Below are 10,620 nucleotides of genomic sequence, written 5' to 3' on the forward strand. Positions count from 1 at the left end.
TCTTGCGAGGAGGCAACCCGAAGTGGGGCCGGAGAGTCTCATGGTGTGTAGAGGTCGTCCCTGACCTACGGCCCGAGATGCCTCACCTCTACGATGAGTACGCCGACGAGGAGGATGAGGCCGAGGTGACGGACCGAACCGCAGGATCCGTCGACCTAGCGACGGACGAGGCAAACCCCGTACCGCCAAAGGCTTCTGATACATCGTCGGACAATCCGGTCGGTTCGGACGGCAAGGTCTCCGGCGGTAATGTCTCAGGGGTCTCGGGAAGTACCACCACGGTTCTGCCCGTCGATGCGGAACCCGAACCCGACGCGGGCGAAGAGGTCGGATCCGAAGCCGCCACATCCACCGAAGCCGACGAGTCCGTGACCGGCGCCGGTGTGAACAACGGCTCTGCGCACGGCGATTCGGCCGAGGTCGCGGACGCCGCACCCGCCGCACCTGCCGCGGCCGCCGGGTCCACCGCGCCCTCCCGAGCCCCCGCTGCCGAGGCCCTGCCCGCAGCGTCCGCGGCCGCCGTGTCCGTGGCCGCCGAGTCCGACTCCGAGTCGGCCGAGGACGAACCGGTAACCCACAAGCGGGCGAAGCGGAAAAGGCCTGCCGACTCCACCGCCCGGAGCGGCGGGGCGAGCACTCCCGAGTCGGCCGCCCCGAAGACCACCGAGCCCGAGTCGGCTCGGCCGGCGCCGGCCGCGGAACCCGCGGCGCCGCGAGTCAGTCGCGGCACCCGGTTGGCCGACCGCTACCGGCTCGAACACCGCCTGTCGCAGAACGGCCGCAGCGAGACCTGGCGCGCCGTCGACGAGAAGCTCCGGCGCGCGGTGGGCGTGCACATCGTCCCCGCCGGCGGGGAGCACGGCCGGGCCGTGATCGCCGCCGCCCGTGCCGCCGCGCTGATGGGCGACCCACGCTTCGTCCAGGTGCTCGACTGCGCCGAACAGGACGGCCTGATCTACGTGGTGAAGGAGTGGCTGCCCGACGCGGACAACCTCACCAAGGTCTTCGAGAGCGCGCCGCTGCCGCCGCACGAGGTGTACGAACTCTCCCGCGCGGTCGCCCAGGCGATGTCCGTCGCGCACCGGGCCGGTCTGTCGCACCTGCGCCTGACGCCGGAGAACGTGCTGCGCATGCACACCGGCCAGTACAAGATCGTCGGCCTGGCGGTCGAGGCGGCCCTCTACGGACACGACACGACCGACGCGGCCCGCGACGACACGCACGCGGTCGGCAGGCTGATGTACGCGGCGCTGACCCGGCGTTGGGTCGACGGCACCGAATACGGGCTACAGGCCGCTCCGTTCACCGGCGGCAGGCTGTGCGCGCCCGGCCAGATCCGGGCCGGTGTGGACGACACGCTGGCCGCGCTGGCGATGCGCGCGCTGGGCCACGAGATCAAGCACGAACCGGCGTTCGAGACACCGGGCGAACTGTCCGCGGCGATCGGCGCGATCCCGGAGATCCATCCGCCCGAGCAGGGCGAGATCGTCGGCGGCCCGGAGCAGGACGAGTACCCCGTCTACACGCCGACGCCGACCCGGACGGTCTACACGACGGCCGGCTACACCGGCGGCGGTGGCTCGAACGGCTCCGTCCGACCGCCGGTCGCACCGCCGCCCCCGCTGGGCGGCCGGTTCGGCGCGACGGTCAAGGGTGCGGTCGCGGTGCTCGTGGTGCTCGCGATCGTCCTGGTGACGTGGCAGGTGGCCAGCCATGTGGGGGACGGGGAGGAGAAGCCGGATCCGTTGAAGCGGCAGGGGGGCGAGCCGTCGCCGAGCGCGGCGCCGAGCACGGTCGTCCCGACGCCGGTCGTCAAGCCGCCCAAGGCGGCCAAGGAGATCTCGATCGGCGACAGTCCGCCGACCGCACCCGAGGACGTGAAGAAAACCTTCGACGGGAATGCCGCCACGTACTGGCGCACGAACTATATGGTGCAAGGCCCGCCGGTCATCTTCAACCGCAGGGGTTACGGCATCGTCTACGACTTGGGCTCGGTTCGCGAGGTGCGTGGCGCGAAGATCGAGCTGGGTGCTCCCGGCGGGCCCGACCCCGAGACGTCACGCACCGACTTCAAGCTCATGGCGGCGCCCGGCGCGAAGTCGATGCCCTCCTCGGAGGAAGCGTTCAAGGAAGAGGTCGGACGGGGCACCACGATCACCACCGACCTGGAGATCAAGGCCACCGGCAAACCTGTCCGGGCGCAATACGTCCTGCTGGTGATGACGGCGATGCCCAATGTCGAGTCGAACGTCGGCAACTACCAGATTTTCCACAGCGGCTACCAGAACGCCTGGCGCGAGGTCTCCTTCGTCACCCTCGACTGACCCCCGCCCGGGCGATCGAGGCGAACCCCTCTCCAAGGCGCCGGCGGCCCATGCCAGGATGACCCCGGGCCCAGGGGAGGTAGGCGGTGAGTACGGAGCAGACCGGATCGGCGTACGCGGACGTCACCGACGCCGATCTGCTCACCCGGCACGCCGCCGGCGACCCCGACGCGTTCGGCGAGGTCGTCCGTCGACACCGCGACCGGCTGTGGGCGGTGGCCCTGCGCACGCTGGGCGACCGCGAGGAAGCCGCTGACGCCCTCCAGGACGCCCTGGTATCCGCCTACCGTGCCGCGGGTAGGTTCGAGGGCCGCGCGGCCGTCACGACGTGGCTGCACCGGATCGTGGTGAACGCCTGCCTGGACCGGGCCCGGCGTCGGGCCGCCCGGCCGGCCGTACCGCTGCCCGAGGATCTCGACCAGCGGCTGCCCGCGCCCGTGCACGAGGACCCGGCGATCCGCGGCGAGACCCGCGCGGAGGTGCTCGCCGCGCTGGCCACGCTGCCGGCCGAGCAGCGGGCCGCACTGGTGCTGGTGGACATGGAGGGCTACCCCGTCGACGAGGCGGCCCGGATCCTGCAGGTCGCCTCGGGCACCATCAAGAGCCGCTGCGCCCGCGGTCGCGCCAAGCTGCTGCCGCTGGTGCGGCACCTGCGCGAGGCGGGGCCGCCCGGACCGTCCCGGGCATCCGGGAACCCCGGAGCCGGACAATCCGTCCCATCGACGGACGACCGACCGAGAACCGGCGGTCCGGCCCCCGACGCGGGCGGCACGAGCATGGAGGGAGGTGGCACACGATGAGCGAGCACATCGACGTCGAGGTGCTGTCCGACCTCGTCGAAGGACTGCTCGATCCGGAGCAGGCGACCGCCGTGCACGCACACCTCGCCGAGTGCGCCGAGTGTCGCGACACCCGGGACGCGCTCGCGGAGGTCCGCGAGTTGCTCGGCGCACAGCCCGCCGAACCGATGCCCGCCGACGTGGTCGCGCGAATCGACGACGCGCTCGCGCTGGCCGCGCTCCCGCCGCCGCGACCCGCCGAGGCACCTTCGGTGGGCATCCCCCGCACGAGCGTCCCGGCCGCCGCGGCACCGCCCGCACCGACCGCGGCGCCGCATGCGTCCGACCACGGCTTCGACCACGGCGTCGTCCATCTGGACGCCGCCCGTCGCCGGCGGCGCCGCGGTCCGCTGCTGCTCGCGGCCGCCGCAGTGGCGGCGGTGGCCCTGGGCGTCACCGTCCTGGTCGGCACCGGGGGCGACGACGACGGCGCCCACAAACCGACCGCCGCCAAGGACAACTCCGCCGTGTCCGCGCCCCAGGGTGCCGACCGGCCCGCGCCGTCCGGCAAGGCGGGCGAGCAACCGGGCGCGAAGTCGGAAGCGCAGACCCCGGAGCTGCCGCAGCGGCCGTCCATCGCGGCTCCCCGGGAGTACACGGCCGCCCGACTGCCCGAGCAGGTCGCGCAGTTGTTGCGCCGCGGTACGGCGACCCCGCTCGTGGACCTGCCCGGCTGCGTCGCCGCCGCGATCGGCCCGGACGCCGCCCGGCCGCTGGCCACCGACGACGGCCGCTATGCCGGCAAGCCGGTCCGGGTCGTGGTCCTCGACGGCCCGAGTGCCGACCGGGTCCGGGTGTACATCGTGGACGCGTCCTGCGCCACACAGCTCTCGGCGGCCCCGTCGGGCCCCGTCACCGGCTCCGTGTTGCTCAGCACCGTGGTCCCCCGAGGGTGATCCCCGGCACGCCGTGCTCGCGGCGTTGGGAGCCGGGAATGGTGCGCACCTAGGATCCGTTGTCGAACGAGACACCGCATCTCATCGGGGCGCGGGGCTCGCAGACCCGCACAGCCGAGGCCGGCCTCCGGCCCGAGGCTCGACAAGGAACCAGGAAAGGCTCAGCGTGAGCGACGTCCGCAACGTGATCATCATCGGATCGGGTCCGACCGGGTACACGGCCGCCGTCTACGCAGCACGCGCGGACCTGAAGCCGCTGGTCTTCGAAGGCGCCGTCACTGCGGGCGGCGCACTGATGAACACCACCGAGGTCGAGAACTTCCCCGGCTGGCCGGACGGCATCATGGGTCCGGATCTGATGGACAACATGCGCAAGCAGGCCGAGCGCTTCGGCGCCGAGCTGATTCCGGACGACGTCGTGGCCGTCGACCTCACCGGCGCGGTCAAGACCGTCACGGACGGCGCGGGCACCGTGCACAAGGCGCACGCGGTGATCCTGGCGACCGGGTCCGCGTACCGCAAGCTCAACCTGCCCAACGAGGACGCTCTCTCCGGTCGCGGTGTCTCCTGGTGTGCCACCTGCGACGGCTTCTTCTTCCGGGACCAGGACATCGCGGTGGTCGGCGGTGGCGACTCGGCGATCGAGGAGGCCACGTTCCTGTCCCGCTTCGCCCGCTCGGTGACCGTCATCCACCGTCGGGACGAGCTGCGCGCGAGCAAGGCGATGCAACATCGGGCGTTCGCCGACGAGAAGATCTCGTTCGCGTGGAACAGCGAGGTCGCCGAGATCGTGGGCGACGGCAAGCTCACCGGCGTCAAGCTGCGTGACACCGGCACCGGCGAGCTGCGCGACCTGGCGGTGACCGGCCTGTTCATCGCGGTCGGCCACGACCCGCGCACCGAACTCCTGGGCGACCAGATCGAGCTGGACGCCGAGGGCTACATCAAGGTCGACGCCCCGACCACGCACACCAACCTCACCGGCGTCTTCGCGGCGGGCGATGTCGTGGACCACACCTACCGGCAGGCGATCACCGCGGCCGGCACCGGCTGTGCCGCCGCGCTCGACGCCGAGCGCTACCTCGCCTCGCTCGCCGACGGCGCCGTCGCCTGACCCACAACTCGTCCCACTTCCTTCCACCCGAGCACACCGAGGAGCAACCATGGCCGGGGCCACCGTCACCGTCACCGACAAGACCTTCGACACCGACGTCCTGATGAGCGACAAGGCAGTGCTCGTCGACTTCTGGGCCGAGTGGTGCGGCCCGTGCCGCCAGATCGCCCCGGCGCTCGAGCAGATCGCGGACGAGAACGGTGACAAGCTCACCGTCGCGAAGCTCAACATCGACCAGAACCCGGAGATCACCACCCGCTACGGCGTGATGTCGATCCCGACCCTGCACGTCTTCAAGGGCGGCGAGATCGTCAAGACGATCGTCGGTGCGAAGCCGAAGTCGATGCTCCTCAAGGAGCTCGCCGAGTACGTCTGAGTCGACCCGATCGACGCGGCGGCCGCGCGGCATCCGAAGGGCGCTTCCCGGAACCGGGGAGCGCCCTTCGCGCGTGTCAGGGCGTACCGACGACCGGCGGGCGGCCCGGGACGGCGGATCGCCCGCCCGCGCCGGAATCCGGACCCCGAGAGCCCCGCTCCGGTACGGGAACGACCGAATGCGCGCGTACGATCGAGTGTTGCGTCAAAACTCGGGAGGACTTCTTTCCATGACCATGCAGCGGCGGTACCGACGCGGTGACACCGGCCCCGCAGTGGCCGAGATCAGGTCCAAACTGGTGCTGCTCGGCCTCCTGCCCGCCGGTGCCCATGCGGTCGCCGGCAGCGGGGACGGGGACGGCCACGGCGGCTACGCGGACGCGGTGTTCGACCATTCCGTGGATCTCGCCGTTCGGCATTTCCAGCAGCAGCGGGCAATGACCGTGGACGGCATCGTCGGCCCGGAGACCTACCGTCACCTCGACGAGGCACGGTGGCGCCTCGGCGACCGCATGCTGTCCTACTCGATCGGTCACCCGACGGTCGGGGACGACGTGGCCACCCTTCAGCAGCGGCTGCTCGACATGGGCTTCGACTGCGGCCGGGTGGACGGCATCCTGGGCCCCGCCACCGAGCGCGCGCTGCGCGAATTCCAGCGCAACTACGGGCTGGGCGCAGACGGCACGTGTGGACCGGCCACGTTCCGAGCCCTCGACCGGCTCGCGCGCACGGTCGTCGGCGGCCAGCCGCACGCGATGCGCGAATCCGAACTCCTGCACCGCTCCGGCCCATCGCTGGCCGGCAAGACCGTGGTGATCGACCCGGGTCACGGCGGCACGGACCTGGGCGTGGTGGCACACGGACTCGCCGAGGCCGAGGTGGTGTGGGATCTCGCCCGGCGACTGGAGGGTCGGCTGTCCGCCCTCGGCGTCCAGGCGTACCTCACCCGCGGCCTGGACTCCGACGGCATCGGCGAGGAGGACCGTGCGGCCTTCGCCAATGCCACCGACGCGGACCTGGTGATATCCCTGCACGCGGACCGCAACGAAAGCCCGCGGGCGAGCGGCGTCTCCAGCTACTACTACGGCAGCGGAAGCGACCGGTACGGGCGACGCTCGCCGACCGGAGAGCACTTCGCGAGCCTGGTTCAGCGCGAACTCGTCGCGCGTACCGGCCTGGTCGACGGTCGGACCCACGGCAAGGCGTGGACGCTGCTACGGCGTACCCGGATGCCCGCCGTGCGGATCGAGTTGGGCTACCTCACCAACGCGGAGGACGCGGCCCGACTGGCCGGGTCGGAATTCCGCGACCACGCCGCCGAGTCGATCGTGGTGGCCCTCCAGCGGCTCTACCTGCCGCCGGACGAGGACGTGCCCACCGGCATGCTGCGACTGCCCGTCTTCACCTGAGTCGACCGGCACCCGAGTCGACCGGCGTCCGAGCCGGCAGCAACCGAACCACTCAGTACCCGAGTCGATCGGCTCTCGCCCGAGCGAGCGCCGCCTCGTCGAGGACGACCCGATCCACCGGCCGACGTGAGCCCTCAGGCAGCGCATGGACCGGAATCGCGGGCCCATCGGGCGTCCACGGCGCGGGAATCGACACCCGGGAACGCGGCGAACCACCGAGCAGCCCGCCGACGAAACCGCCGACGGCACCCACTCCCAGACCCGCGACGATCCAACGCATCGACCTCATCGCCCCTCCAGGGGTGCCACGTTTCACGTGAAACGTGCGCGAGCGGCACCGCCGCATCGAGCGGGCGGCGCGTTTCACGTGAAACACAAGCAAGGAAGGGGCCCGCGGTCAACGACCGCGGGCCCCTTCTCCGTATTTCCGTGCTTCGGTGTTTCTGCGTCGACTACGGGACCAACACCGAGGGTTGGTCATCGGCCGCGGTCGACTCGGCCGGGGTCGACTCGGCCGCAGTCGACTCGGGTCGCGCCCGACCCTGCGGCTCACTCAGCCGCTTGGCGAACTGGTCGCCTTCACCGGGCGCCATCGAGGCAAGGATGCGTTCCAGATCCTCGACCGACGCGAACTCGACGACGATCTTGCCCTTCTTCGGGCCGAGGACCACCTTCACCTCGGTCTCGAAGCGGTCCTTGAGCCGATCCGCGAGCTGGTTCAGGGCCGGCGCGACGAGCCCACCGGGTCGCGGCTTCTGCGTCTTCGCCGGCCGCGCCGGACCCTCACCCTTGATCTGCGAGGCGATCTCTTCGACGGTGCGCACCGTCATGCCCTCGCGGATGATGCGCTTGGCGAGCTTGGCCAGCTCGTCCGGATACTCCTCGATCTTGAGCAACGCGATCGCGTGCCCGGCGAGGAGCGTCCCGGCCGCCAGGCTGGTCCGCACCTCGGTCGGCAACTTCAACAGCCGCAGGGTGTTCGACACATACGGGCGCGAGCGTCCGATCCGCTTGGCGAGGCTGTCGTGACTGCACGCGAACTCCTCCAGCAACTGCTCGTAGGCCATGGCCTCTTCGAGCGGGTTGAGTTCGGAACGGTGCAGGTTCTCCAGGAGCGCGTCGAGCAACAGCTTGTCGTCCTGGGTGACCCGGACGATGGCCGGCACGTGGGTCAGCCCCGCCTCGCGAGAGGCCCGCCACCGGCGCTCGCCCATCACCAGTTCGTAGGTGCCGTCACCCGACGCACGGACCACGACCGGCTGGAGCACACCCACTTCCCGGATCGACTGGACCAACTCGGCCATCGCGCCCTCGTCGAACACCTCGCGGGGCTGGCGCGGGTTCGGCGTGATCACATCGAGCAGCAACTCGGCGTACAGCGCGGCCGGCTGCACCGCTGTCCTGCTGCCTCGTGGCGATTCCTGGACCGGGACCGAGGCCGGCGACATGGCCGGCTCGTCGGTCGCTATTTCCGCCATCCTGCGCAGGGTCTCCGCAGCGGAGGACGACGGCTTCAGCGCCCGAGTGGGGATGATCGATTCGAGCCCCTTGCCCAAACCCCTGCGTTGTCCGCTCATACTTCCTCCTTCGCCTTCGCCACGCCGCGCAGCGCCATCTCCCGAGCCGCTTCAAGATACGACAACGCACCGGTGGAGCCCGGGTCGTAGGTCATCACGGTCTGGCCGTAGCTGGGTGCCTCGGAGATTCGCACCGAACGCGGGATCGCGGTCGGCAGCACCTCGTCCGGGAAGTGGTCGCGCACCTCCTGGGCCACCTGCGAGGCCAGCCGGGTGCGGGCGTCGTACATGGTGAGCAGGATCGTCGACACGGCCAGGTTCGGATTCAGGTGCGCGCGGACCAGTTCCACGTTGCGCAACAACTGGCCGAGCCCCTCCAGCGCGTAGTACTCGCACTGGATCGGGATGACCACCTCGGCACCCGCCACGAGCGCGTTGACGGTCAACAGGCCGAGCGAGGGCGGACAGTCGATCAGGATGTAGTCCAACGGCTGCTCGTAGGACGAGATGGCGCGCTGGAGCCGACTCTCCCGGGCGACCAGGGAGACGAGTTCGATCTCGGCGCCGGCCAGGTCGATCGTGGCCGGAGCACAGAACAGGCCCTCGACGTCGCGCACCGGCTGGACGACCTCGGCCAGGTCGCGGCCCTCGACGAGCACCTCGTAGATCGACGGCGTGCCCGCGTGATGGTCCACCCCGAGCGCCGTGGAGGCGTTGCCCTGCGGGTCGAGGTCTATCACCAACACCCGGGCGCCGTGCATCGCCAACGCCGCCGCGAGGTTCACGGTCGACGTGGTCTTGCCGACGCCACCCTTCTGGTTCGCGACCACCATGACCCGGGTGCGCTCCGGGCGCGGTAGCCCTTCCGAAGCGCGGCCCATCGTCTCGACGGCCTGTCTGGCCGCCCGGGCGATGGGCGTGTCTTCGATACCGGGGGCCTCTGTTTCACGTGAAACGTCGACGCCGGCGCCTACTCGGGGCGCCGGCATCGAGGCTGTCGGATACTCGGACGGCAACGGTCCACTCTCCTCTCCTGCCGCGGCGACATGGGAACTCGGGCCGACGGAATGACCACGCACTGCGGCGGCACCCTCAGAGGGTGTCACGTTCCGGCGCGCCTCAGGCGAGTAGAAGCGTTTCCACGGAAGACGTTTCACGTGAAACACGATCCCGGGTGCGGCGATGCCACGGCGCTCACGACACACCCCGAGCGGGCAGGAACGGCGTTTCAGCCGTCCGGCCCAACCCGGGGCGGCTGCTACTTCCCGGGACGCCGCCGCGTTGTCTTCGCGGCTCGGCGCGCCTTCGTCGCCTTGGACTCCTTGGCCACGACGGTGCCGATCCGCACCCGGACCACGGTGGTCAGCGGGTCCACGATTCCGGCACCCGCGTGCGCGACCGTCCAGGACACCGCACCGAGCTTGCGCAAGTCCGCCTCGGACTCCAGGAGTTCCTCGGCGGCCGAGTCGCCCTTGAGGGCGAGCATCTCGCCGCCCGAACCGAGCAGCGGCAGGCCCCACCCGGCCAGCTTGGCCAGCGGCGCGACCGCACGTGCGGTCACCACGTCGGCGGAGGTACGGCCGCGCAGTTCCTCGGCGCGCCCGCGCAGCACCTCGACGTTGTCGAGGCCGAGTTCCTCGACCACCTCGTCGAGGAACGTGGTGCGCCGCAACAACGGCTCGACGAGGGTGATCCGCAGGTCCGGCCGGACCAGCGCGAGCGGAATGCCCGGCAGACCACCACCCGAACCGACGTCGTGCACGATCGCGTTCTCCGCGATCAATTCGGCGACCACCCCGCAGTTGAGCAGGTGCCGCTCCCAGAGCCGGCCGACTTCGCGTGGGCCGACCATGCCCCGGCGTACACCGGGACCGGCCAGCAGATCGGCATAGCGGATCGCGCGGTCCAGGTTGGCACCGAAGAGGCGAGCCGCCGCCTCCGGGGCCTCGGGCGCGCGCTCGTCCGCCGGCGGGTCGGGGGTCGTGTCGTCCTGACGTTTCACGTGGAACATCATCCCAGGAACGGCGCCGGGGGCCCCCCCCGGGGGGGGGGGGGGGGGGGGGGGGGGGGTGGGGGAGGGGGAGGGGGGGGGGGGGTGGGGGGGGGGGGGGCGGGCCGCCGGGTGGGGGGGGGGCGCCCCCCCCCG

General features: G+C 71.3%; 9 protein-coding genes. 6 read left to right on the forward strand and 3 right to left on the reverse strand.

The window, feature by feature from the left end; translation table 11 throughout:
• Window positions 1-383: 383 nt before the first annotated feature.
• The 6 genes from ACIBM5_RS19590 (at window position 384) to ACIBM5_RS19615 (ending at window position 6,957) form a co-directional block, all read left to right on the forward strand.
• The gene (locus tag ACIBM5_RS19590) at window positions 384-2,324 is read left to right on the forward strand and encodes a protein kinase family protein (RefSeq protein ID WP_396008025.1); all 1,941 of its coding nucleotides are present in this window, start codon (window positions 384-386) and stop codon (window positions 2,322-2,324) included.
• Window positions 2,325-2,410: 86 nt separating this feature from the next.
• The gene (gene sigM, locus ACIBM5_RS19595) at window positions 2,411-3,124 is read left to right on the forward strand and encodes an RNA polymerase sigma factor SigM (protein WP_396008026.1); all 714 of its coding nucleotides are present in this window, start codon (window positions 2,411-2,413) and stop codon (window positions 3,122-3,124) included.
• Complete coding sequence (locus ACIBM5_RS19600; RefSeq protein ID WP_396008028.1) at window positions 3,121-4,059, forward strand: anti-sigma factor family protein; 939 nt, start codon at window positions 3,121-3,123, stop codon at window positions 4,057-4,059. Before sigM ends, ACIBM5_RS19600 begins: the two co-directional genes overlap by 4 nt.
• Before the next feature lie 166 nt (window positions 4,060-4,225).
• A complete protein-coding gene (trxB, locus tag ACIBM5_RS19605; protein ID WP_391587256.1) occupies window positions 4,226-5,173 on the forward strand; it encodes a thioredoxin-disulfide reductase in 948 nt (315 codons plus the stop codon).
• A gap of 49 nt (window positions 5,174-5,222) precedes the next feature.
• Complete coding sequence (gene trxA, locus ACIBM5_RS19610; RefSeq protein WP_396008030.1) at window positions 5,223-5,549, forward strand: thioredoxin; 327 nt, start codon at window positions 5,223-5,225, stop codon at window positions 5,547-5,549.
• A gap of 229 nt (window positions 5,550-5,778) precedes the next feature.
• A complete protein-coding gene (locus ACIBM5_RS19615; RefSeq protein ID WP_391587258.1) occupies window positions 5,779-6,957 on the forward strand; it encodes an N-acetylmuramoyl-L-alanine amidase in 1,179 nt (392 codons plus the stop codon).
• A 452-nt stretch (window positions 6,958-7,409) separates the two neighbouring features.
• Here the strand turns inward: ACIBM5_RS19615 and ACIBM5_RS19620 are convergent, their stop codons facing one another.
• From ACIBM5_RS19620 to rsmG, 3 genes are all read right to left on the reverse strand, one after another.
• Window positions 7,410-8,534, reverse strand: a complete 1,125-nt coding sequence (locus ACIBM5_RS19620; protein ID WP_396008032.1) for a ParB/RepB/Spo0J family partition protein — start codon at window positions 8,532-8,534, stop codon at window positions 7,410-7,412.
• On the reverse strand, window positions 8,531-9,463 hold the full coding sequence (locus tag ACIBM5_RS19625; protein ID WP_391587260.1) for a ParA family protein: 933 nt from the start codon (window positions 9,461-9,463) through the stop codon (window positions 8,531-8,533). The genes ACIBM5_RS19620 and ACIBM5_RS19625 overlap by 4 nt, the downstream gene beginning before the upstream one ends.
• Window positions 9,464-9,732: 269 nt before the next feature.
• The gene (rsmG, locus tag ACIBM5_RS19630; protein ID WP_391587406.1) at window positions 9,733-10,485 is read right to left on the reverse strand and encodes a 16S rRNA (guanine(527)-N(7))-methyltransferase RsmG; all 753 of its coding nucleotides are present in this window, start codon (window positions 10,483-10,485) and stop codon (window positions 9,733-9,735) included.
• Between the last annotated feature and the right edge of the window lie 135 nt (window positions 10,486-10,620).

Source organism: Embleya sp. NPDC050493 (assembly GCF_044458105.1).
Taxonomy (GTDB): domain Bacteria; phylum Actinomycetota; class Actinomycetes; order Streptomycetales; family Streptomycetaceae; genus Embleya.

What these genes read in the sequence shown, in the direction of transcription:
- ACIBM5_RS19600 (WP_396008028.1), top strand. Translation starts at nt 3,121, where the DNA reads ATGAGCGAGCACATCGACGTCGAGGTGCTGTCCGACCTCGTCGAAGGA.
- trxA (WP_396008030.1), top strand. Translation starts at nt 5,223, where the DNA reads ATGGCCGGGGCCACCGTCACCGTCACCGACAAGACCTTCGACACCGAC.
- ACIBM5_RS19615 (WP_391587258.1), top strand. Translation starts at nt 5,779, where the DNA reads ATGACCATGCAGCGGCGGTACCGACGCGGTGACACCGGCCCCGCAGTG.
- ACIBM5_RS19620 (WP_396008032.1), bottom strand. Translation starts at nt 8,534, where the DNA reads ATGAGCGGACAACGCAGGGGTTTGGGCAAGGGGCTCGAATCGATCATC.
- ACIBM5_RS19625 (WP_391587260.1), bottom strand. Translation starts at nt 9,463, where the DNA reads ATGCCGGCGCCCCGAGTAGGCGCCGGCGTCGACGTTTCACGTGAAACA.
- rsmG (WP_391587406.1), bottom strand. Translation starts at nt 10,485, where the DNA reads ATGTTCCACGTGAAACGTCAGGACGACACGACCCCCGACCCGCCGGCG.